Genomic DNA, 22,556 nt, shown 5'->3' with positions numbered 1-22,556 from the left:
TAGCATGTTGTTGCGTTTATATCAGGTACTTCTTTACCTTATTCAACCTCTGATTTGGTTACGCCTTTTATTACGTAGCCGTAAAGCACCCGCCTACCGTAAACGGTGGGGAGAGCGCTATGGCTTTTGCAAAGGCAAAGTTGTGCCTCAAGGGATATTATTACATTCCGTTTCTGTCGGTGAAACACTCGCCGCCGTGCCACTTGTTCGCGCCCTTCGCCATCACTATCCCGATTTGCCTATAACAGTCACAACCATGACACCAACAGGCTCAGAACGTGTACGTTCTGCATTTGGTGATGATGTTTACCATGTCTATCTTCCTTATGATTTACCGGGTTCAGTTAATCGTTTTCTTAAAGCGGTTGATCCGAAATTGGTGATCATTATGGAAACCGAACTATGGCCTAATCTGATTTCAAAACTGCATCAACGAAAAATCCCATTGATTATCGCCAATGCACGTTTATCAGAACGCTCTGCGGCGGGTTATCAGAAATTAGGTAGTTTCGTTAAAACAATGCTCCAAAAAATCACCTTAATTGCGGCTCAAAACCAAGAAGATGGTGAGCGTTTTATTGAATTAGGGCTTAAACGTTCACATTTACATGTAACAGGCAGTCTAAAATTTGATATTTCTGTCACCCCTGAGTTAGCAGCAAGAGCCGTTGCTTTGCGTCGCCAATGGGCTGCTCATCGCCCCGTTTGGATTGCAACCAGTACCCATGAAGGTGAAGAAACCATTATCTTAGAGACACATAAAAAGCTACTGACACAATTTCCACAGCTTTTGTTAATTTTAGTTCCTCGACACCCAGAGCGTTTCCCTAAAGCGGAGCAATTAACACGCGAAGCAGCGTTAAAGTATACCTTACGCAGTACTGATGCTGTTCCTGATGCACAGACCCAAGTCGTGATAGGTGATACCATGGGCGAATTGATGTTGCTCTATGGTATTGCTGATCTGGCTTTTGTAGGGGGAAGTTTAGTCGAACGTGGTGGTCATAATCCTTTAGAGGCCGCAGCTCATGCTATCCCGGTTATTATGGGGCCTCATACTTTTAATTTTAAAAATATCTGTGCCAAGCTCGATCAAGCTGAAGGGTTAATTACTGTTACAGACAGTGAATCGATGGCAACTGCTATTGCTTCATTGCTTAATGATGAAGATTATCGCCGTTACTATGGTCGTCATGCTGTTGAAGTGCTTCATGAAAACCAAGGTGCATTGTTGCGTTTACTCACCCTACTTTCACCTTACCTTCCCCCTCGGAGTCACTGATGAGCCAATGCAAGCGCCTTTCTGTCGTGATGATCAGTAAAAATGCTGCTGATGTCATTGGTGAATGTTTAGACTCCGTACAATGGGCTGATGAAATCATTGTATTAGATTCAGGTAGCCAAGATAACACCTGTCGTATTGCGGCAGAAAAAGGGGCAAAAGTCTTTGTAAATAGTGAATGGCCGGGATTTGGTAAACAACGCCAATTGGCACAGCAATATGCCACGGGTGATTATATTTTTATGATTGATAGTGATGAACGTATCACACCTGAACTCAAAACTAGTATCCTGGCGGTATTGCAACAACCTGAAGAAAATGTGGTCTATAACTGTGCTCGCCGTAACTTATTTATGGGGCGCTTTATGAAACACAGTGGTTGGTATCCCGATAAAGTGACCCGTTTATATGCTCGTGAACGTTATCAATATAACAATAATTTAGTTCATGAATCGTTAGAAACACAGGGCGCAACAGTCAAAACATTGCAAGGCGATCTCTTGCATCTTACCTGTCGTGATTTAATGGAATTTCAGCAAAAACAGCTAAAATATGCCACCGAATGGGCTAAAGAGCGCCATCAACAAGGTAAAAAAACCAGTTATGGCTCCATCTTAACTCATACGTTAGGTGCCTTTTTTAAGACTTGGTTGTTAAGAATGGGCTTTTTAGACGGGAAACAGGGATTAGTACTGGCATTTGTTAATGCACAGTATACCTTTAATAAATACGCTTCTTTATGGGAACTCAGCCAGAAGACGACCAATCATGAAAAATAAAGCTATCTACCCCGGAACCTTTGATCCTATCACTTATGGCCATATTGATATATTAACTCGTGCAGCAGGTATGTTTGATACCGTTTTATTAGCCATTGCTGATAGTGCCCGTAAAAATCCGATGTTTACCTTAGAAGAGAGAGTTAATTTAGCCAGAGAGGTGACGAGCCATTTACCGAATGTTGAAGTGGTGGGTTTTAGTGAGCTGATGGCAAATTTTGCCAAACAGCAACAAGCCACTATTTTAATTCGTGGCGTTCGTAGCGTTTCTGACTTTGAATATGAATGGCAACTTGCCAATATGAACCGTCACTTTGCACCTGATCTTGATAGTGTTTTTTTACTGCCTTCTCAAAATCTTTCCTTTGTTTCTTCATCTTTAATTAAAGATGTGGCGCGCCATGACGGTGATGTTTCTACATTTTTACCTGAAGTGGTAACCGCAGCAATGCTGAAAAAGTTAGGTAAAATTTAGCTCTCATTCTCACTATGTTGGCAATGTCGGCAGAAAAAGGTGCTACGTTGCCCTTGTTTAATACTTTCAATCAGTTGTCCGCAAATCAAACAAGGTTTATCTTTACGCCCATAAACAAAGAGTTCTTGAGCAAAATATCCCGGCTTGCCATCAGACTGTAAGAAGTCTTTTAGTGTTGTACCACCTTGCTCAATGGAGCGCATCAATACTCGTTTAATCGCAGTCACCAGTACCGTACACTCTTCTTGCGTTAAGCTATTGGCTTTTCTATCAGGCATAATGCCCGATGAAAATAGCGCCTCGTTAGCATAAATATTACCAACACCAACAACTAATTTATTATCCATTAACCACGGTTTAATGGCTGTTTTTTTATTTTTTGACTGCTGATATAGATATTCTGCGTTAAATTCATCAGAAAGTGGCTCTGGCCCTAAATGGGCTAATACAGAACTAGTTGCTAAATCTTCACACCACAGCCAAGCACCAAAGCGTCGTGGATCGGTATAACGCAATACTTTGCCATCACGAAAAATTAAATCGATATGATCATGTTTCTCTTCAGGTTGTTCTTCTAATAGAATACGAACACTCCCTGACATTCCTAAATGGATAATAATCCACCCTGTATTAAGTTCTATTAACAAGTACTTAGCGCGACGCTTTACACTTAAAATAGGCTCATCCAGTAAAGTCTTTATTTTCTCTGACACAGGCCAACGTAATTTACTATTGCGCACAATGGCATAGTGCAACACATTGCCCACAAGATGAGGTTCAATACCTCGGCGACTGGTTTCAACTTCTGGCAATTCAGGCACAGGTGGCTCCATTATTATCAGATAAGAGATACAGCGATAACATCATTTTTATTGTATGATCAGCATCCCCAAAAGTAGAAAGGACGATAGCAGATTATTATGATGTTGTTTAAAGACTATAGTAAAAAATCCCTTTGGAATTTATCCATTATTGGGCTTTACATTATATTGATCTACTTACCGGATATCACCCGTTATAAAAATATTGTGATGGGACTAATCGGTGCAACAGCACTGTGGTATCTGGTACGTGATTTTAAAACTATCTGTAAAATTTTTAAAAATAATCTGGCCTTCTCGCTACTGTTTTTATTACTGACTATTGGTTATTCCATACTAATCTCAGTTGATCCAAATATCAGCATCAAAGAGATTAATAAACCCATTTTAAATGGCTTACTGCTTTTTGCTATTACCTTTCCGATTGTATTATATAAAGAAAAACCAACTGATATTGCCAAAATGGTGATGGTAGCTTTTGTGATTGGGTTGTTGGTAATTATGGCTAAGGAACTGGTGCAGTATTATTTAGAATATTCAAAAGGGATCTCACCATTTACAACTACTAGTCAGAAAATACATCGAGAAATATCTTATTCTTTACTATTTTATTTCTCTATCATTTTAAGTTTATGGTCATTGAAAAGTACTCATATTACATTAAATTTATTTTTTACTTTTATTCTTATTTTATTCCTATTTCTAATACTTGGAACTTTGGCTAGAGGAGCATGGATCACATTTATTTTTATAACAGGAATAATATTAATAACAAATAAACAATGGTGTATTATAACACTAAGTCTTATCACCTGTATTTCAGGTTTTTTTATTATAACTAAAATAGAGCCAAACAAATTTATAGATAAAAAACTACAATATAAATTAACACAAACTAATAGCGGATTTCGTTTTGATAATGGCACCCAAGGCTCAGCGTTAGATCTTATTTTTGAACAACCGATAAAAGGCTATGGCTATGGTAATCAGCTTTACCATAATGTCTATAATGAGCGCGTTAAAGATTATCCAAAATGGAAATTTAAAAAATCCATTGGTCCCCATAACGTCTTTTTAGCTTTTTGGTTTGCTGGCGGTATTTTAGGGTTAATTGGTATTCTCTATTTTTGTTCCTCAATTATTGCGCAAGGCATTCAACTAATAAGAAAAAACTCAGGGATTATTCGCCAAGCGGCTTTAGTACTACTGATGTCATTTTTAGGGGTATATGTACTGCGAGGATTATTTGAAAATGCCTATATCAATCAAGTGGGTATTTTGGTGGGACTAATGTTGGCATTGCGCCACGCTTTACTCAATAATCAATCCGTCACACAATCAGGTAAACAACAATAGGTTACTTAATTAACGTCTGTATTGTTTTTAGAATAATCTCTGCCCGTTTATCCCAGTTGTAATAATTTTCAACCAGAGAACGGGCATGAGAGGTTTTTTCTTTAGCTCGTTGCGGGTTTTCTCTTAACTGTATTATTTGTTTTGCAAAACTCTGCGCATCGCCACTATCTGCAAAACTTACCGCTTTTTCATCTACAACATCACGGATTGAAGGAAAATCTGAAATTACCACAGGTTTTTCCATCGCCATATATTCAAATAACTTAAGTGGTGAAGTATAGCGGCTACCAATGCTGGTTAACGTAAGCGGAAGTACACAGATATCATGTTGACCAATTGCTTCAAAGCGTTTTTTGGGGTCAATAAACCCCAAGAAATTTACTTTATCTTTTACATCCATTTCTTGAGCTAATAAGGTTAACCCTTCAATCTGTTCAGGTGTACCACCCGCAATATTAAGCCTTGCATTATCAAGGTATTTCATTGCTCGCATCATGGTTGGGATACCTTTCCATTTATGCAAGCTCCCTAAATACAATACCTCAGTAAAGCTTTTCTCAGATATTGGTGATTTAACTTGGTAATCAGCCACTGCATGTAAATCCACACCATCAGGAACGACAGTTATTGGTGTAACAACTTGATACTGTGAAACAATATCATCTCTTAATAATGAAGTAAGAACAAAAATCCCAGTCGCTTGGCTATAAACTAATTTCTCCATTTTTAATAGCTTATGGTATTTTGCACGATTCTTTTTTTTCTCAAATGAATGAGACTCAGCAAAAGATTGAGCAAAAATTTCATGGCTTTCAAAAAAGAGGGGGATTTCTGGATAATTTTCACAAAGATAACACGCTAGCTTTAAGTTACGGGTAAACAACGCATCCACATCATTTTGCTTTATCCAACGAGCAATTTGTAATGAGAAAAGTTTTTGTGAATTAAATGGAAAATACCATTTACGTCGAATATCTCTTAAAGCAACTAAACTCGCATTAGTGTGAATTGAACGACCTAATATATCGCTATCTTGATATTGTCCTTTTGGTGTGACTAAAGTGACTTCTGCACCTGCTCGAGCAAATGCATCCACATTTTGCAAGATTTGCAAGGAAGCAACACGTAAGTCAGGCACCGGGTAAGGATCAAGATAGGCAATCTTCATTATTATGACGCCAATGCCTGTAATAAACGTTGCGCAGAATGTTGCCAAGTATAACGTGTTTCTATACGGATACGCGCCTGCTCTCCCATCGCTTTACCTCTATCTGGCAGCTCACGAAGACGATTAATTGCCATTACAATTTCATCTGCACTACCCGGTGCGACTAAAATTCCTGCGGTACCTTCATTACCGACAACTTCAGGAATACCGCCGACATGGCTCGCAATCACTGGTTTGGCGCATGCCATCGCTTCTGCAATCGTAATACCGAAGGCTTCATCTCCAGTACTCGGGAAAATACCCACATCACTTGCCGCATAAAATTCCGGTAATACATTATGCTCGACAGGCTGATGAAAAATGACTTGCTCTGCAACACCTTTAGAAATCGCTTTCTTTTTTAATCGTTCAAGATCATCACCTGCACCGATAATCAGAAGTTTAACATCTTCACCTTTTAACTGCTCTATGGCATCAATTGCGACACTCAAGCCTTTCCAACCCACTAACCGCCCAGCAAATGAGAGTAAAAAAGTAGACTCATTGATCCCTAATTGCTCACGCAACGAGGTAGTCATAGGTTTAAATTTTTCAATATCCACACCATTATAAATCACACTAGGGAATTGTTTAAAATGATGTTGGATTTGCCAAGCATTAAAGTGACTACATGCAACCCATGCCGAAATCTTTTTACCTAACCTACGATCGCCTTTGAAAAAACTGGTGCCCCCACTCATATAACAAAAACGCGTTGGGGATGATTTAGGCATCATAGATGGCCAAAAAAAGTCAAAAGGCTTCGTTAAAATAACCCAATCAAAATTTTGACTGATAACGTCTTTTTTAGCGTGTCGTGAAAAAGTGTAACGCTCAACAATACGACGAAAACGTCCACCAAGATCAATCACTTTATCTCTTGGTGTATAAGGGTAAGTGTGAATTTGTATTTGGCGTCCTGCCAGATTGTGTCGGATATCGCCATTGCCACCATAAAGATGAACTTCATGCCCAGCATCATGCAATTGCTTAGCCAGTTCCCAAACCGCTGTTTGGATCCCGCCATAAGACATGGTGATTGTGACATCAATTATACCGATCTTCATGGATTACTTTTTCACCTTCATTCCATTCATGATATTACTCACTGCATTCCACACATTCTCAACTGAGATTTCAGCCATATTATCTTCACGGCGTGCTTTTTCTAATGGTGTCGGATGTTGGATAACCTGACAACAAGAATGTTGTATAGGGGCTAAATAGCACCCGGGATGATAGCTATGATATAGCGCCACCATCGGGATATCTAAAGCACCGGCTAAATGTGTAGGGCCAGTATCAACACCAACATAAAGCGATAAATTTGCCATAATTGCCGCATTTTGACGCATAGAAACACGCCCCGCTAAGGCTAAACATCGCTCTTCACCTATTTTTTTAGCTAAATCAACAGATAATTGCGCACTTTCCTTACCACCTAATAGCAAAAAATACGTACTCGCGTCATGGGAAATAATCTGCTTTGCTAATTGCAGAAAGTTCTCCACTGGCCAATCTCGATAGGCTTTAGCGGGAAAGCTTTGTAACTGAAAACCAATAATATTCTTATTAATTAATGAATTATCTTTCAAAAACTGTTGTGCAAAAGTCACTTCTTCCTCACTGATAAAGTAACGTAATTGCCAACAACTCGGATAAATCCCTAATGCATTAATTAATAAGGCACGCTCTTTTTGTGCAACCATCGGCGACTTGGGGCGCGCAACCCAAGTCGTATTGCCTTGCTGCTCAGATATGTCAGCAAAAGCAACGGTATGATGAGATTGGCGACGAGCATAGTTCACTAATTCACGATCATTACCGTATACCAAAGCCAAATCATAAGGTTTGTTCGGTAACCAACCTGACCAAACAGCGCGCTTTTTAGAAAAATGTCTAACACTATTAATATCAGGATTATGCTCAAGAATGCATGCACTACGCTTATGTGCAAATACATCAATATGAGCATTGGGCCAACGCTGTTTTAAGGCATGAATAACGGGGGTGATAAGTAATGTATCACCAAAACGCGCTACCGCTATAACCAATATATTTTTTGGATCCATATGCTTTTTATTTGGCTTAAATGATACATTTACTTCTCAGACTATACACTAAAAAGTATTACAAATATTCATCAATAAGATGAATACACCAAGTTGATAATAGAGATAATCGTTTCAAAACTTTATTATCAGCATTAATCATACTGACTTATTTTTATCGTTGATTGCCTGAATAAAGATCCTTTCCATCTTATCTAACATATTATCCAAACCAAATCGTGAAACAGCGTGTTCAAGCGCTGCTTTTCCCATCTGTTCACGTAATTCATCTGAGCTCATTAATTTAGCTAAATGACTTGTTAATGTTTCTTGTACCTGTGGTACTAATGTAAATCCTGTTTTACCATCAATAACGGCTTCGCTAATCGCACCAACCGTGGTCGACACAACAGGTAAACCACAGGCCATTGCCTGCATAATACCTTGAGGTACACCTTCATTACCAAAAGAAGGTAATGCAAAGAGATCCATTGCATTTAAACAATCAGGCACATCATTACGATTACCAAGGAAGAAAATGCTTTGTTCTAATTCTGCCTCTTTAACCATCGGTTCTAAATTTTTACGTTGAGGCCCATCACCAACAAAAATTAATTGCCAATCAGGAAACCGCTGATGTAATGATTTCCATGCTTCTACTAAATATTTATGTCCTTTCCACACTCGCATAGTTGCAACAATACCTAATGTCGGTTTATTCGGTATTCCAATTTTTTCTCTAGCTTGTTGTTTGTTTTGTGGATAAAAACGTTGCAGATCAATTCCCGTAGGCACTGATGTCATTTTTTCTAATGGAAATTTATTATGCTGATGGAGAGTCTGGCGTAATTTTTCCCCCGTTGTCACAACATGGGCACTGGACGAAAGATAAAGCCATCGAGTTGGTAATGAACGTGAAACATCTGTAGAAACATGACGAGTTCGAACGACCACAGGAGAATGGCGTAATGTGGCACAAGAAGCAGCGACTAACCATGCATCAGTGGAACTATGAGTATTGATAACATCAAATTGGTGGCGATGTAATTTCAGCCATTGGCGAAGTGCTTTTAATGCTGAACCACGTTTTTTTTCAATGGGTAAAGTGAAAACCTCAATACCATAATCAGGCGCGGCCTTGGCAATTTTGGATGTAGGGCAACACACTAATGCAACTCGATGCCCTCTGCGGATCATACCTTGAGATTCCGTCAGTATACGGATTTCCTGACCACCCCATCCACAAGATGATTCTGTATGTAATATTGATAATACTGACTTACTCATCCGCAATCCATTTATCTGATGATTTAAAAAGAGCCATAGTATAACTAAAGAGTAAGCTAAGATCACAATAGCTTTACTTTGTTATACTTAGCAGGCTCCAGATAACAAAAAACCCGACACTAAGGTCGGGTTTTTTAAGAAAACTAAAATTATTTAATTTTAGCTTCTTTATAAAGCACATGTTGACGAACAACTGGATCGAATTTTTTCATTTCCAGTTTTTCTGGCATAGTGCGTTTGTTCTTCGTAGTGGTATAGAAGTGACCTGTACCAGCAGAAGAAACGAGTTTAATTTTCTCGCGAATACCTTTAGCCATTTTTCAGCTCCTTAGAACTTCTCACCACGGGCACGTAAATCTGCTAATACAGATTCGATGCCTTTCTTATCAATCACACGCATACCTTTAGCAGATACACGCAGAGTTACGAAACGTTTCTCAGACTCAACCCAGAAACGGTGAGAGTGCAGGTTTGGCAGAAAACGGCGTTTAGTCGCGTTTAATGCGTGAGAGCGGTTGTTTCCACTCACAGGACGCTTGCCGGTAACTTGGCAGACTCGGGACATGTCTATTCTCCAAAAATCTAATCAGCTCGAGCTTTAATATCAGGTTTGACCGCCTCGTCAGGCTTTGGAGCCCATCTCAGCAACTTTTAACGATTGAAAAACTGTGTAAACACCTCAGAAAAAACTTGCTGAGATAGGCTCTTCTCGCCAAACCCAAGATCCTCAAAGGTGGCGTAGTATACGCCCAATGGCCTCAACGCTCAAGACCCGTACAAATAAAGATTGACAATAATTACAAAAATATTTGCTACAACCAACCTCGTTCTGCGAAAGAAACACAATTATCATGCCCTATCACAAGGTGATCGAGTACATTTACACCCACTAATTGGCAAGCAGTAAAAATTTTTTCTGTTATTACTTTATCTGCGAGACTTGGTTCGCAAATACCAGAAGGGTGATTATGAGCAAGAATGATGGATGTTGCATTCTTTTTTATTGATTGGCGGACAATTTCTCTAGGATGAACCTCTACTCTGTTAATTGTTCCTTTAAACATCTCTTCAAATGCAATCAATTGATTTTGATTATCGAGAAACAGTACCACAAACACTTCTCTGTCTCGCCAATGCAATAATTTTTGTAAGTAATACTTTGTATCTTCTGAAGAAGATAATACATTTTTATACATAAATTGTGTTGTAGAAAAGCGCTGTGCCATTTCATTAATCGCTTGTAGCTGGGTAAACTTTCCCACACCAACACCTTTAAAACGCCCTAAGGTTTCATAATCAGCATTAATAACATGATAAAGAGAACCACACTCTTTCAGTAAAAACGCTGCCAGTTCTAATACAGATTTTTCATAAGTGCCTGTGCGTAAAAAGAGCGCCAATAACTCAATATCAGTGAGTGATTCAACGCCATAAAGTAATAATTTTTCTCTAGGTAAAAGTTCACTAACCGATTGATTTTCCATCCGTGGACTCCTTAATAAGTAAAGGCAGTGGTATTAATGATCTATTTTATCTATTTACATAAACATTAGGATTTAGGTGAAACATCACTCATCATTAAATGCCAATCGTAAAACAACTGTTGTTTTATACAGTTAATTTACTATAAACTACTAATCTTGTATAAAAAAGACACACATCAAATTTATGCGAGATGAATCGCAAAAATTTAATCTATAAAACATGAAGTTACATAGAATTCCGAATTCACGATGACCTTGTGGTAAAATTACGGGCAATTATTTATGTACTTAGGCATTTCATCATGACTACACTTCACGACAAAAAGATTATTCTTGGTATCAGTGGTGGTATTGCGGCCTATAAAGCACCTGAACTTGTACGCCGTTTACGTGAGAAAGGGGCAATTGTGCGAGTTGTAATGACACCCGCAGCTCATGCATTTGTAACACCTTTATCACTACAAGCTGTTTCTGGTTTTCCTGTTGCGGATGATTTACTTGATCCAGCTGCAGAAGCCGCTATGGGGCATATTGAATTAGGTAAATGGGCTGATTTAATTCTACTTGCACCTGCTACTGCCGATCTTATTGCGCGTTTACGAGTGGGTATGGCAAATGATTTACTTACCACACTCTGTTTAGCGAGTAGTGCACCTATCGCTATTGCGCCAGCAATGAATCAGCAAATGTACAGAGCCACGATTACACAAGAAAATTTATCCGCTTTAGAACAACGAGGCTGTTTAATTTGGGGGCCTGACTCAGGTAGCCAAGCTTGTGGTGATGTAGGACCGGGACGAATGTTAGATCCTTTAGCTCTTGTCGCATTAGCTGAAAAACAACTTGCTTTACAGCCACAAGATTTTGCAGGTAAAAAAATTACGATAACCGCAGGTCCAACTCGTGAAGCCTTAGATCCAGTGCGTTTTATCAGTAATCATAGCTCCGGGAAAATGGGATTTGCGATTGCACAAGCGGCCGCATTACGTGGAGCTGATGTCACACTTATCGCAGGACCTGTCACATTACCGACACCCGCTTGTGTTAAACGTATTGACGTTGAAAGCGCACAAGAAATGTATGAACAAGTGATGCTAATCGCACCTTCACAAGATATTTTTATTGGTTGTGCGGCGGTTGCAGATTACCGCGCTAAACTTATCGCGGCTGAAAAAATAAAAAAACAAGGTGATGAAGTCACCATCACTATGGTAAAAAACCCCGACATTGTCGCGAGTGTCGGAAAAATGGTTGAACACCGTCCTTTTGTTGTTGGATTTGCAGCCGAAACCCAGAATGTGGAAGAATATGCCCGCAAAAAACGAGAACAAAAGCAACTCGATTTAATCTGTGCCAATGATGTTTCAATAGAAAATCAAGGCTTTAACAGTGACAATAATGCATTACACCTTATTTGGGCTAATGGAGAAGTGCGCTTACCACACAGTAGTAAAGCACAACTTAGCCATCGCCTACTTGACGAGATAGCCAAACATTATGATGAAAAAAATTGATGTTAAAATCCTTGATGCACGTATTGGTCAAGAATATCCACTTCCTGCTTATGCCACGACAGGCTCTGCTGGTTTAGATTTACGCGCTTGCCTTGATGCACCATTAGTTCTTGAACCAGGGCAAACCGAATTATTACCTACAGGTCTTGCTGTACATATTGCCGATGAAGGATTAGCAGCAATGGTACTTCCTCGCTCAGGTTTAGGCCATAAACACGGTGTTGTATTAGGTAACTTAGTTGGGCTGATTGATTCCGATTACCAAGGTCAACTGATGGTATCTGTTTGGAATCGTGGTCAAACAGCATTTACCATCGAACCGGGTGAGCGTATTGCTCAAATGATTATCGTACCCGTCGTTCAAGCTGAATTTAATATTGTTGAAGATTTTACCGCAACGGAACGTGGTAGCGGTGGCTTTGGTCACTCCGGCCGCCAATAATAAATACGTCTTGCATTAATTATATCAATGACGATATCACTCCCTTTGCACTAAAAAACCTTAGTGCAAAGGTTTACTGATTTGTTTTGCTTTTAGCAGGGGCCTTATCAGTCATGGCAGAAGAAAAAGAAACCAAAAAGAAAAGAAATAGACGGGATGAAATCTTACAGTCACTTGCCCAAATGTTGGAATCAAGTGATGGTAGTCAGCGCATCACAACGGCAAAGCTTGCTGCCACTGTTGGTGTATCTGAAGCCGCGCTCTATCGACATTTTCCCAGTAAAACCAAAATGTTTGATAGCTTGATTGAGTTTATCGAAGATAGCTTAGTCTCCCGTATTAATTTGATTTTAAAAGACGAAAAAGAGGCTGTTGCAAGAATTCGCTTAATTCTTATCTTGATCCTCGGTTTTGCTGAGAAAAACCCAGGGCTATCTCGTATTTTGACTGGTCATGCATTGATGTTTGAACAAGACAGATTGCAAGGGCGAATAAACCAGCTTTATGAGCGTATTGAGGTTCAACTACGACAAGTCATTAAAGAGCGTAAAATTCGTGAAGGTAGTGCTTTCTTGCATGATGAAGCATTACTTGCTTCACAACTACTCGCTTTTTGTGAAGGTATGTTAGCGCGCTTTGTACGCACAGAATTTCGCTATCAACCCACTCAAGAATTTGAAGCTCGCTGGCCATTAATTTTGGCACAGTTACAATGAAATGATGGACTCGTGATTTAACTCAACAATTTGAAATTTACAGATATGCCGTTTTTTTCTTATTTGTGTTAACATGCGTCCTCTGGTACACAGTTACCTAAATGTTTTTATCAGGAATGGCACTCGTGCACTTCCTACATTGTGGCATTAGCGACTCGCTTTGCCCCTGCTGTAAAAGTCCTTTTTATATTTCAATATCTGTGATAATTGTCGCAGAAGATTCATTGTACTACTCACCCCGCCCATAATTGGGCGAGGGCTTTTTTTTATCTCTAATCGACCAATTCGTTTATCGCGTATTCACTTTATTAATTCACGCCATAGCGCTCTCGATAAGCTTTAACCGCAGGTAAATGCTCAGACAGTGTTTTATTCTCACTTAGATAACTAATTAAATCATTCAAGGTAATAATCGAATACACTTGGCATTGATAGTCACGTTTTAACTCTTGTATTGCAGAAAGTTCTTCTCGCCCTTTCTCTTGTCTATCCAAACTTAATAACACAGCAGAAAGCGTTGCATCATGCTGTTTTATGATTTCCATTGATTCCCGAATTGCAGTACCTGCTGTAATGACATCATCGACAATCACAACATTACCTTTCAATGGGCTTCCTACTAATGTTCCTCCTTCACCATGATCTTTAGCCTCTTTACGATTAAAACAGTAAGGGATATCGATATCATGATGTTCAACCAATGCGACTGCCGTTGTGGTTGCAATAGGTATCCCTTTATAAGCGGGCCCAAACAGCACATCACAAGACACATTATTATCTAATAATGTTTGCGCATAGAACTGCCCCAGTAAAGCCAAATCACGCCCTGTATTAAATAAACCGGCATTAAAAAAGTAAGGACTCACCCTTCCTGATTTCAGTGTAAACTCACCAAATTTCAGGACATTTTTTGCTAATGCTAGTTCGATAAAGCGGCGTTGGTAGGCTTTCATTTCTTTCTCCTCTCTACGTTACTTGATGACAAATTTTAGGCATAAAAAAGGCGACTTCTCAGTCGCCTTAAAAATATAATTTATTGCTTAAGCGCCTCTTTTTGCGCTTCAAATATTTTCTCTAATCCCCCCTTTGCAAGGGCGAGTAAAGCAAGTAATTCTTCATGGCTAAATGGTACGCCTTCTGCCGTACCTTGAACTTCAATCATACGACCATCATCAATCATCACCACATTCATATCTGTTTCTGCGGCAGAATCTTCAACATATTCGAGATCGCATAATGGTTCACCATCAACAATTCCCACAGATACAGCAGCGACCATTGATTTAAGAGGGCTCTTTTTCAGTTTACCTTCTTCAACCATTTTATTTAAAGCATCAACTAATGCGACGCAAGCACCAGAGATAGAGGCCGTACGTGTACCTCCATCAGCTTGAATAACATCACAATCAACAGTGATAGTGAATTCACCTAATGCTTTTAAATCAACAGCAGCACGTAATGAGCGTGCAATTAAGCGTTGAATTTCCATAGTACGGCCGGTTTGTTTACCACGAGCCGCTTCACGTGCATTACGACTATTTGTTGCGCGAGGAAGCATACCGTATTCTGCGGTTACCCAACCTTGCCCTTGCCCTTTAAGAAAACGTGGTACACCCTCTTCTACAGTGGCGTTACACAAGACTTTAGTATCACCAAATTCGACTAATACAGAACCCTCAGCGTGTTTTGTATAATGGCGAGTGATGGTAATAGGACGTACTTGGTCTGCTTGTCTGTCTGCTGGACGCATGGTGTTATCTCCGCTTTCTCTGACATATTGGGGGCGCATTATACGACCTAAAATGGCTTATGCCTATCCTGTATCGATGCCTAGGGTTATAATCGTATCATCTTTTACACTATTGAGACCTTATTATGATCCGTAGCATGACCGCTTTTGCTCGCCGAGACATCAAAAAAGACTGGGGTAGCGCTGCATGGGAACTACGTTCCGTCAACCAACGCTACCTTGAAACTTATATTCGTTTACCTGAGCAATTACGTAGTTTAGAACCTGTTATTCGTGAACGTCTACGTAATCGCTTAACGCGCGGTAAAATTGAATGTAACTTACGTTTTGATCTTAATACTCGCTTTCAAGGCGAACTTAATCTTGATGAAAATTTAGCAAAACAACTGATTGTTTCTGCCAACTGGGTAAAAAGCCACAGCCATGAAGGGACTATCAGCCCATTTGATATTTTACGTTGGCCGGGTGTTATTTCCGCACAAGAGCAAGATTTAGATGCCATTGGTACTGAGCTTTTAGCTGAATTAGATTTAGCGATCGACGCCTTCATCGCAAGCCGTGAAGCAGAAGGGCAATCACTGAAAGTACTTATCGAACAGCGTTTAGATGCTGTTTGCGAAGAAGTTGTTAAGGTGAGAGCACAGATGCCAGAAGTTTTACAATGGCAACGTGAACGCTTAACAAGCAAATTAGAAGAAGCTCAAGTTCAAATTGATAATAATCGTTTAGAGCAAGAGTTAGTGATGTTAGCGCAACGTTTAGATGTTGCTGAAGAGCTTGATAGATTAGAAGCTCACGTTAAAGAAACACGAAAAATTCTTATAAAAAAAGAAGCCGTAGGTCGCCGTCTTGATTTTATGATGCAAGAATTTAACCGTGAATCCAATACATTAGCATCGAAATCAATTAATACTGAAGTCACTAATTCAGCCATTGAATTAAAAGTTTTAATTGAACAAATGCGTGAGCAAATTCAAAATATTGAGTAAGATTTCTTAGCGGTTTACAGCCCATCATTAAGCCAGTAGATACCTTGTATTTGCTGGCTTTTTTATAATAAGTTTCTAATTTTTATTGGCTTCATTTTTATAAATTATACATTAAATCACTCACCCAACGCCTTTCTAATAAATCCTTTGTTTTGATTAAGCATCTGTGTGGCCTGCTGTGCATCTACATTTGCTAAGATCATAAGAATTGCCGTTTTACACTGACGATGACATTGTGATAACGCTTCTTCAGCGATAGCTCTTTCACACTCGGTTGCTTGCATTACAATGCGAATTTGGCGTTCAACCAATTTGGCATTAGTCGCTTCAACATCCACCATTAAATTACCAAAAACTTTGCCGATTTTTATCATCGCACCTGTTGTTATCATATTTAAGATAAGTTTTTGTGCTGTGCCGGCTTTCATACGTGATGAACCTGTTACCACTTCAGCACCCACAATCGGTGTAATGGCAATATCAGCAAGTTTGGCAATCGGGCTTTCTGGATTGCAACTTATCGCCCCTGTTGTTGCACCTAATGATTTTGCATACTGCAGAGCGCCTATCACATACGGTGTTCTACCACTTGCAGCAATACCCACTAAAATATCTTGCTCATTAAAATTAAGTTGGCGTAAATCTTGTTCGCCTAATTGAGTATTATCTTCTGCATTCTCGACCGCTTGTAAAATAGCCTTGTGTCCACCAGCAATTAATCCAATCACCATTTCATGAGGTGTACCATAAGTTGGAGGGCATTCACTGGCATCTAAAATCCCTAATCGCCCCGATGTACCAGCGCCACAATAAATAAGACGACCACCTTGAGAAAAAGCAATCGCAACTTTATCAACTAATTGAGTAATTTCAGGTAACGTTTTTTCGACTGCTAATGGCACTTTTTTATCTTCATTATTAATGACTTTTAGCATATCGAAGGTTGAAAGCGTGTCTATATTTTCACTGTTATGATTTCTACTTTCTGTGACAAGATTGCTAAGGTCAATCGCCATTATCGCACTCCCAATATTATTATTTGTTTGATTAAGTCGAAGAAATAAACTGCTTTTATACCATTATTATTGGTAAGATTTTCAAAATCATTACAAACGGTACCTTACATGACATTTATTAAATATATTTCGACCTTTATCAGCCTAATTACACTTTTTTTCTCGTTTTCTTTACATGCTAATTTTGAAGAGCAAGACAAAAGAAAATTTGAAGATACTCGCAAAGAAGCACTAAATCACAATGCACCAGCTCAATATCAATTAGCTGAAATGTATTTAATGGGAACCGGTGTCGAAAAAAATATTCTTAATGCCCAATTATGGGCAAATGAGGCAATAAAAAACGACTATGCCGATGCCTATGCATTACTTGCTGATCTCTATTTATTTAATGCGGATCCTTACTTTAAAAATTATTATGTTGAAGCGAGAAAATTAGCAACAATCGCAGCAAATAAAGGAAGCATAAGAGGAAAAATAAGTTTAGCAACGGCTCTTATGGCACCTTTATCTGGTGAAACAGATTACAAAAAAGCAATTATATTATTAGAAGAAGCCGCAGCAACTCATCAACCAGAGCTTGTTTACGCTCCGATTTGGCTAGGTGTTCTTTATAGCGGAGTGGGTAATGTACCTGTAGATACTGAAAAAGCGAATATGTGGTTTGCAAAAGCTAATGAAATGACTTTTGAAGGATTTGCTCAAGCAATGGCTTCTTTTATGTTCTCTGGTCAATATTATATTATCGAGCCAAACAAGCAAAAAGCAGATGAATTAATGCAACAAGCTTGTGAAGAAGCAAAAAAAGTTGGCAATGAGTTTTATTGCCAACAAGCGTTTAATTAACCCAAAATCTAATAAATAACCCTAACTCAGAAAAGAGATGGTAAATATCGCCATCTCTTTTATACCCTGTCTGTCCTACCTAACGTTCTTTTATAGCGCCATACGGTATTCAATCACACCCGGTTTTTCTGCTACCCAATTATATAAGCGCTGACCACGTAAATTGGTTTCCTGTGTATGCCAATATAAACGAGCACAATTACGCTGTTTTGCTTGTTGATTAACAAACTCAATAAGTTGCTTACCTACATGGCGACCACGTGTATCTGGTGAAACAAATAAATCTTCTAAATAACAAAAATCACTTTCAGCCCATGTTGAACGATGAAAAAGGTAATGTACAAAGCCTAATACTTTTTCACCTTCCATCGCTACAGCACAATAAACAGGTTCTTTTGCATCAAAAAAACGTGCCCATGCTTTTAATGTTGTCTCTTCTGATAACTCAACTTTATAAAATGCTTGATAACTTAACCAATGTGGCAACCATTGAACATAATGCTCTTGTTCAACAAACTGAATTGAAACAGTTATTGGTGTTGTGCTCATCTCTTCACTTCCTTCTACTTTCATAAATGCTATAAAAAGGTATCACCTGCCTTTAATCGTGGTCATGGTACGTTTAATTTTGGTTCTCAATAAGGTACACTTTTTGTGTTTTTATAGGGTCCACTTTATGAAACAGAAAAAAACAGCTTATTTCCCTAACCTTGTTTTAGAAGAAGGACCTATTGGTTCTCAGATTTATCACGCGATTAGAAAAGCGATTTTAGATGGACGCTTAACATCAGGTAGTCGTCTACCATCAAGCCGTACCTTAGCTGAAATGATGTCGATTTCCCGCAATTCTGTTATTGCAGGATTTGAACGTTTAATTGATGAAGGCTATTTATTTACTCGACGCGGTGCAGGTACTTTTGTTGCAAGCACAATCCCTGATGCCATTATTTCGGATAAGTGGATCAAAACAACCCACTCTATTTCATCACCATCAATCGAAAGTCCATTAGAAACGCTAAATCCCAATATGCAAAAAGCACAAGCGTTTTGGCAACAATCACAACCCAATATCAATAATAATCCGATTTTTCATGTCGGTGTTGGATGTGTTGATCTGTTTCCACATGAGCTTTGGGGAAGATTATTAGGGCGAGTTTGGCGACAATCGAAAAAAGCACTCGCAACATTTAATTCGCCAACAGGTTACACGCCTTTAAAAGAGATGATATGCCAATATATGCAATCAACTCGTGGGCTTTTTTGCCAACCTGAGCAAATCATTATTGTGAATGGAACACAACAAGCGATTAATCTCACCACCAGAGTATTATTAAAAGAAGGTGATGCAGTTTGGTTAGATGATCCTGGTTATGACAGTGCTCGGGGGATCTTCACATCTTATGGTATTCAGTCATACCCAATAAATTCAGATATTGACGGAATGGATATTTCTCAAGGAATAGAAAAGTGTCCTGAAGCAAAACTTGTTTTTACGACACCTTCACATCAATTCCCTTTGGGTAATACGCTCTCACTTTCACGTCGTATTGCGTTATTAGAGTGGGCATCATCTAATAATCTGTGGATCTTTGAAGATGACTACAATAGTGAGTTTCGCTATCACTCTAAACCCATTCAATCTCTCCAAGGATTAGATAAATACCAGCGCGTTATTTATGCCGGTACATTCTCAAAAATGATGTATCCCGGATTTCGTTTAGGCTTTTTAGTGGTCCCTTTACCTTTAGTTGATACTTTTAAAGCTGCTAAATACTATACCGATTCACATTCTGGCTTTTTAGAGCAAGCCACATTGGCGCTATTTATTTCTCAAGGGCATTATGCACGCCATGTTAGGCGAATACGAAAAGCCTGTTATGAACGTTATCAAGTGTTAACTAATGCCATAAAAACACATCTATCTCATGTTTTCTGTGTTGAACCGACAGATTCAGGTATCCATATTGTCTGCTGGTTACAGGTTGGCTATACAGAAGAATATATTGTGAAAAAATCACGAGAGATTGGCTTAGCGATACAGCCTTTATCACGTTACTGTATTCAAACCTATCCAAGACAAGGCGTATTATTAGGGTACGCAGCTCATGATCCTATTGAAATTGAAAAGAGTATTATTTTGCTTGCTCAAACATTATCTGAATAAATAACATTTATTCTTATTTGTTATTTGCAATATAAACGTCGAGCAAGTTTTGCATTTACCCTATTTTATTTTTTGGTGTGCAATAATAAACCCAAGCAGGAGGAACATTCAGCATTACCAATTTTTTTTCTAAATGAAAATAACGAGATAACGTTTTTTCATATCGAGTTGTATATTGAAATAATACAAAACAACCTTGTGTTTTTAATAACTCTTTATGCACCCGTTTTAAAACTCTTAAACCTGTTTTTTTAGGAATAGATAAAAAAGGTAGCCCTGAGATAATCATATTATAATGACTATTTAACTTCTCTGCTGATGCAGTATAAACCCTTAATCGTTTATCATTAATCTTATCTAACTCTGTCGCAAAACTGGGTTCTATTTCAAAAACATCTAATGATGAATTCAACGACATTCTTTTTAAGATCTGTTGAGTAATAACCCCTGTGCCAGCACCTAACTCAGCAACTTGAAGATCCTGTTGCCAATTGAGTTTATCTAACATTTCATAACATAACCAACGAGATGAAGGCGCGATAGTACCCATCGTAGTTGGTGAGATCACAAACCGTTTTACATATGAGTAGTATGTAGATAATGGAATGAATGTGGATATATCCATCTTCGCCTCCTAGTGCCTTTTAATTAAGGTAAAATAAAAACTAGATTAAATGAAGAACATTCATCATTATTTTTATTTATGAAAATACATCATCTATTAAATAATGACTTTCAGTATAAAGCTTGGAGTCATCTCTAAGTAAATACGTTTTTCTTATATATTACACTATTTTACATTTTTCTATTTTTACTCTATTTTCTTAAACAAGAATATATTTTTATTTATTCTAAAAAAGAAAATAAGATATAGCAGATTATTCTTACATTTTTATGGTTACTTCATTTTCTTTTTTAACAACTCATTGATATTTGTTCGTTCTGAGGCTTTCCTTTGTTAACTCTACGAAGACTATAAGAAACACTTCTAATTCTTTGGTAAATAATCAATAAATTAACTTGCACCTATCTCTATATTTTGTCAGGTTAGTGTGAGGTCTCTCACTATTCCTACAGATAAAGACAGGGTAATTACAATGAAAAATGTTGGTTTTGTGGGCTGGCGTGGTATGGTCGGCTCCGTTTTAATGCAAAGAATGGTTGAAGAACGTGATTTTGATGGGATAAACCCTGTTTTCTTCACCACATCTCAATTAGGTGAAGCAGCACCCGCTTATGGTAATCACCGTAGCACTCTGCAAGATGCTTATGATATTGATACCTTAGCATCACTCGATATTGTCATTAGTTGCCAAGGTGGTGACTACACCAATGAAATCTATCCAAAACTGCGTCAAGCAGGCTGGCAAGGTTACTGGATTGATGCAGCATCAGCACTTCGTATGAATGATGATGCCGTGATTATTCTCGATCCTGTTAATGGGCAGCATATTCAAGACAGCTTAAATAAAGGTATCAAAGCCTTTGTTGGCGGTAACTGCACCGTCAGTTTAATGCTGATGTCATTAGGTGGCCTATTTGCTAACAATTTAGTGGAATGGGCAAGTGTATCCACTTATCAAGCAGCTTCTGGGGCTGGTGCTCGCCATATGAGAGAGTTACTGTCACAGATGGGCTCTTTACATAATCAAGTGGTTAAAGAGCTAGAAAACCCAGCATCAGCAATCTTAGATATTGAACGCAAAGTCACTAACTTTACGCGCAGTGGTGCGATGCCTACTGAGCAATTTGGTGTTCCTCTAGCAGGTAGCTTGATCCCTTGGATTGATAAACAATTAGAAAATGGCCAAAGCCGCGAAGAGTGGAAAGGACAAGCAGAAACTAACAAGATCCTCAATACAGGTTCAAATATCATTCCCGTGGATGGTCTTTGCGTTCGTATTGGCGCATTACGTTGCCATAGCCAAGCATTTACCTTAAAACTGAAGAAAGACTTACCTGTTGCTGAGATTGAACAGTTACTCGCAAGCCATAATGATTGGGTAAAAGTCATTCCTAATGACCGTGAATTAACTATACGTGAATTAACACCTGCTACAGTTACAGGTACATTGAGCACACCAGTAGGCCGTATTCGTAAACTGAATATGGGCCCTGAATTTATTTCAGCCTTTACAGTCGGTGACCAACTGTTATGGGGTGCTGCAGAGCCTTTACGCCGTATGCTAAATATTCTGCGTTAATATTAATTATTTAGAATATCGGCCATTTTTAGAAAATAGAAATGGTTGATATTCTTATTCTCAATAACTATTAACTTCATTTCTTATTCCCCTCCTCTTTTTTCTCACAAAACTATTTTTTAAATTTTCATATTTTATTTATTTTTAAATTTATAACGCTTTATAAAATACGT

At 38.5% G+C, this 22,556-nt stretch carries 24 protein-coding genes; 11 read left to right on the top strand and 13 right to left on the bottom strand.

The annotated features are described in order from the left end of the window. Nucleotides 1-4: 4 nt before the first annotated feature. Genes waaA through coaD form a run of 3 tightly spaced genes read left to right on the top strand, consistent with a single transcriptional unit; the run spans nucleotide 5 to nucleotide 2,536 of the window. Nucleotides 5-1,282 (top strand): lipid IV(A) 3-deoxy-D-manno-octulosonic acid transferase, encoded by a 1,278-nt coding sequence (gene waaA / locus NBG71_RS17605; RefSeq protein ID WP_164530237.1) that lies wholly within the window; start codon nucleotides 5-7, stop codon nucleotides 1,280-1,282. Further along, nucleotides 1,282-2,061: a glycosyltransferase family 2 protein gene (locus tag NBG71_RS17600; protein WP_164530236.1), complete on the top strand. Its 780-nt coding sequence runs from the start codon at nucleotides 1,282-1,284 to the stop codon at nucleotides 2,059-2,061. Before waaA ends, NBG71_RS17600 begins: the two co-directional genes overlap by 1 nt. Then, nucleotides 2,051-2,536, top strand: coding sequence for a pantetheine-phosphate adenylyltransferase (gene coaD / locus NBG71_RS17595; protein WP_164530235.1), 486 nt, complete (start codon nucleotides 2,051-2,053; stop codon nucleotides 2,534-2,536). The genes NBG71_RS17600 and coaD overlap by 11 nt, the downstream gene beginning before the upstream one ends. On the opposite strand, the gene mutM is transcribed toward coaD, so the two are convergent. Then, on the bottom strand, nucleotides 2,533-3,357 hold the full coding sequence (mutM, locus tag NBG71_RS17590) for a bifunctional DNA-formamidopyrimidine glycosylase/DNA-(apurinic or apyrimidinic site) lyase (protein ID WP_156732946.1): 825 nt from the start codon (nucleotides 3,355-3,357) through the stop codon (nucleotides 2,533-2,535). The genes coaD and mutM overlap by 4 nt on opposite strands. 99 nt (nucleotides 3,358-3,456) lie before the next feature. Here mutM and rfaL point away from each other — a divergent pair, with 99 nt between their 5' ends. After that, the gene (gene rfaL, locus NBG71_RS17585; protein WP_250917057.1) at nucleotides 3,457-4,713 is read left to right on the top strand and encodes an O-antigen ligase RfaL; all 1,257 of its coding nucleotides are present in this window, start codon (nucleotides 3,457-3,459) and stop codon (nucleotides 4,711-4,713) included. A 1-nt stretch (nucleotide 4,714) separates the two neighbouring features. Here rfaL and NBG71_RS17580 read toward each other — a convergent pair whose 3' ends face one another. From NBG71_RS17580 to radC, 7 genes are all read right to left on the bottom strand, one after another. After that, a complete protein-coding gene (locus NBG71_RS17580) occupies nucleotides 4,715-5,884 on the bottom strand; it encodes a glycosyltransferase family 4 protein (protein ID WP_250917068.1) in 1,170 nt (389 codons plus the stop codon). Continuing rightward, nucleotides 5,884-6,987: a glycosyltransferase family 4 protein gene (locus NBG71_RS17575; RefSeq protein WP_250917056.1), complete on the bottom strand. Its 1,104-nt coding sequence runs from the start codon at nucleotides 6,985-6,987 to the stop codon at nucleotides 5,884-5,886. The genes NBG71_RS17580 and NBG71_RS17575 overlap by 1 nt, the downstream gene beginning before the upstream one ends. 3 nt (nucleotides 6,988-6,990) lie before the next feature. Then, nucleotides 6,991-7,992 (bottom strand): glycosyltransferase family 9 protein, encoded by a 1,002-nt coding sequence (locus tag NBG71_RS17570; protein WP_250917055.1) that lies wholly within the window; start codon nucleotides 7,990-7,992, stop codon nucleotides 6,991-6,993. A gap of 138 nt (nucleotides 7,993-8,130) precedes the next feature. Next, complete coding sequence (locus NBG71_RS17565; protein ID WP_211838718.1) at nucleotides 8,131-9,258, bottom strand: glycosyltransferase family 4 protein; 1,128 nt, start codon at nucleotides 9,256-9,258, stop codon at nucleotides 8,131-8,133. Nucleotides 9,259-9,407: 149 nt separating this feature from the next. Beyond that, the gene (gene rpmG, locus NBG71_RS17560) at nucleotides 9,408-9,575 is read right to left on the bottom strand and encodes a 50S ribosomal protein L33 (protein WP_006534250.1); all 168 of its coding nucleotides are present in this window, start codon (nucleotides 9,573-9,575) and stop codon (nucleotides 9,408-9,410) included. Nucleotides 9,576-9,586: 11 nt separating this feature from the next. Next, nucleotides 9,587-9,823, bottom strand: a complete 237-nt coding sequence (gene rpmB, locus NBG71_RS17555; protein ID WP_036914542.1) for a 50S ribosomal protein L28 — start codon at nucleotides 9,821-9,823, stop codon at nucleotides 9,587-9,589. A 247-nt stretch (nucleotides 9,824-10,070) separates the two neighbouring features. Beyond that, nucleotides 10,071-10,742, bottom strand: a complete 672-nt coding sequence (gene radC / locus NBG71_RS17550; protein WP_075673253.1) for a RadC family protein — start codon at nucleotides 10,740-10,742, stop codon at nucleotides 10,071-10,073. A 302-nt stretch (nucleotides 10,743-11,044) separates the two neighbouring features. Here radC and coaBC point away from each other — a divergent pair, with 302 nt between their 5' ends. From coaBC to slmA, 3 genes are all read left to right on the top strand, one after another. After that, nucleotides 11,045-12,256 carry a bifunctional phosphopantothenoylcysteine decarboxylase/phosphopantothenate--cysteine ligase CoaBC gene (coaBC, locus tag NBG71_RS17545; protein WP_109394422.1) on the top strand — a complete coding sequence of 404 codons (1,212 nt, stop codon included), beginning with the start codon at nucleotides 11,045-11,047 and terminating at the stop codon, nucleotides 12,254-12,256. After that, on the top strand, nucleotides 12,240-12,698 hold the full coding sequence (gene dut, locus NBG71_RS17540) for a dUTP diphosphatase (RefSeq protein ID WP_006534255.1): 459 nt from the start codon (nucleotides 12,240-12,242) through the stop codon (nucleotides 12,696-12,698). The genes coaBC and dut overlap by 17 nt, the downstream gene beginning before the upstream one ends. A gap of 113 nt (nucleotides 12,699-12,811) precedes the next feature. Continuing rightward, on the top strand, nucleotides 12,812-13,414 hold the full coding sequence (slmA, locus tag NBG71_RS17535; protein WP_075673256.1) for a nucleoid occlusion factor SlmA: 603 nt from the start codon (nucleotides 12,812-12,814) through the stop codon (nucleotides 13,412-13,414). A gap of 308 nt (nucleotides 13,415-13,722) precedes the next feature. Here the strand turns inward: slmA and pyrE are convergent, their stop codons facing one another. Together pyrE and rph are read right to left on the bottom strand one after the other, a co-directional pair. Continuing rightward, nucleotides 13,723-14,367, bottom strand: a complete 645-nt coding sequence (gene pyrE, locus NBG71_RS17530; protein ID WP_250917054.1) for an orotate phosphoribosyltransferase — start codon at nucleotides 14,365-14,367, stop codon at nucleotides 13,723-13,725. A gap of 80 nt (nucleotides 14,368-14,447) precedes the next feature. Continuing rightward, on the bottom strand, nucleotides 14,448-15,164 hold the full coding sequence (rph, locus tag NBG71_RS17525) for a ribonuclease PH (protein ID WP_250917067.1): 717 nt from the start codon (nucleotides 15,162-15,164) through the stop codon (nucleotides 14,448-14,450). A 125-nt stretch (nucleotides 15,165-15,289) separates the two neighbouring features. Here rph and NBG71_RS17520 point away from each other — a divergent pair, with 125 nt between their 5' ends. Next, a complete protein-coding gene (locus NBG71_RS17520; RefSeq protein ID WP_250917053.1) occupies nucleotides 15,290-16,153 on the top strand; it encodes a YicC/YloC family endoribonuclease in 864 nt (287 codons plus the stop codon). Between the two features lie 116 nt (nucleotides 16,154-16,269). On the opposite strand, the gene murQ is transcribed toward NBG71_RS17520, so the two are convergent. Then, the gene (gene murQ, locus NBG71_RS17515; RefSeq protein ID WP_075673260.1) at nucleotides 16,270-17,169 is read right to left on the bottom strand and encodes an N-acetylmuramic acid 6-phosphate etherase; all 900 of its coding nucleotides are present in this window, start codon (nucleotides 17,167-17,169) and stop codon (nucleotides 16,270-16,272) included. 108 nt (nucleotides 17,170-17,277) lie between these two features. Here murQ and NBG71_RS17510 point away from each other — a divergent pair, with 108 nt between their 5' ends. Next, entirely contained in the window at nucleotides 17,278-18,015 is a 738-nt protein-coding gene (locus tag NBG71_RS17510) for a tetratricopeptide repeat protein (protein ID WP_075673261.1), read from the top strand. A gap of 90 nt (nucleotides 18,016-18,105) precedes the next feature. Here NBG71_RS17510 and NBG71_RS17505 read toward each other — a convergent pair whose 3' ends face one another. Next, nucleotides 18,106-18,564, bottom strand: coding sequence for a GNAT family N-acetyltransferase (locus NBG71_RS17505; protein ID WP_250917052.1), 459 nt, complete (start codon nucleotides 18,562-18,564; stop codon nucleotides 18,106-18,108). 127 nt (nucleotides 18,565-18,691) lie between these two features. Here NBG71_RS17505 and pdxR point away from each other — a divergent pair, with 127 nt between their 5' ends. Continuing rightward, nucleotides 18,692-20,179 carry a MocR-like pyridoxine biosynthesis transcription factor PdxR gene (pdxR, locus tag NBG71_RS17500; protein WP_191901690.1) on the top strand — a complete coding sequence of 496 codons (1,488 nt, stop codon included), beginning with the start codon at nucleotides 18,692-18,694 and terminating at the stop codon, nucleotides 20,177-20,179. Nucleotides 20,180-20,234: 55 nt separating this feature from the next. Here pdxR and NBG71_RS17495 read toward each other — a convergent pair whose 3' ends face one another. Beyond that, nucleotides 20,235-20,804 (bottom strand): class I SAM-dependent methyltransferase, encoded by a 570-nt coding sequence (locus tag NBG71_RS17495; RefSeq protein WP_075673264.1) that lies wholly within the window; start codon nucleotides 20,802-20,804, stop codon nucleotides 20,235-20,237. Between the two features lie 472 nt (nucleotides 20,805-21,276). Between NBG71_RS17495 and asd the strand changes: the two genes are divergently transcribed. After that, on the top strand, nucleotides 21,277-22,383 hold the full coding sequence (gene asd / locus NBG71_RS17490) for an aspartate-semialdehyde dehydrogenase (protein ID WP_191901689.1): 1,107 nt from the start codon (nucleotides 21,277-21,279) through the stop codon (nucleotides 22,381-22,383). Nucleotides 22,384-22,556: the final 173 nt, after the last annotated feature.

It is taken from the genome of Proteus sp. FZP2095 (genome assembly GCF_023701425.1).
Lineage (GTDB): Bacteria > Pseudomonadota > Gammaproteobacteria > Enterobacterales > Enterobacteriaceae > Proteus > Proteus cibarius.
The sequence above is the reverse complement of the archived record's forward strand: the minus strand, read 5'-3'. Positions and strand labels throughout refer to the sequence as shown.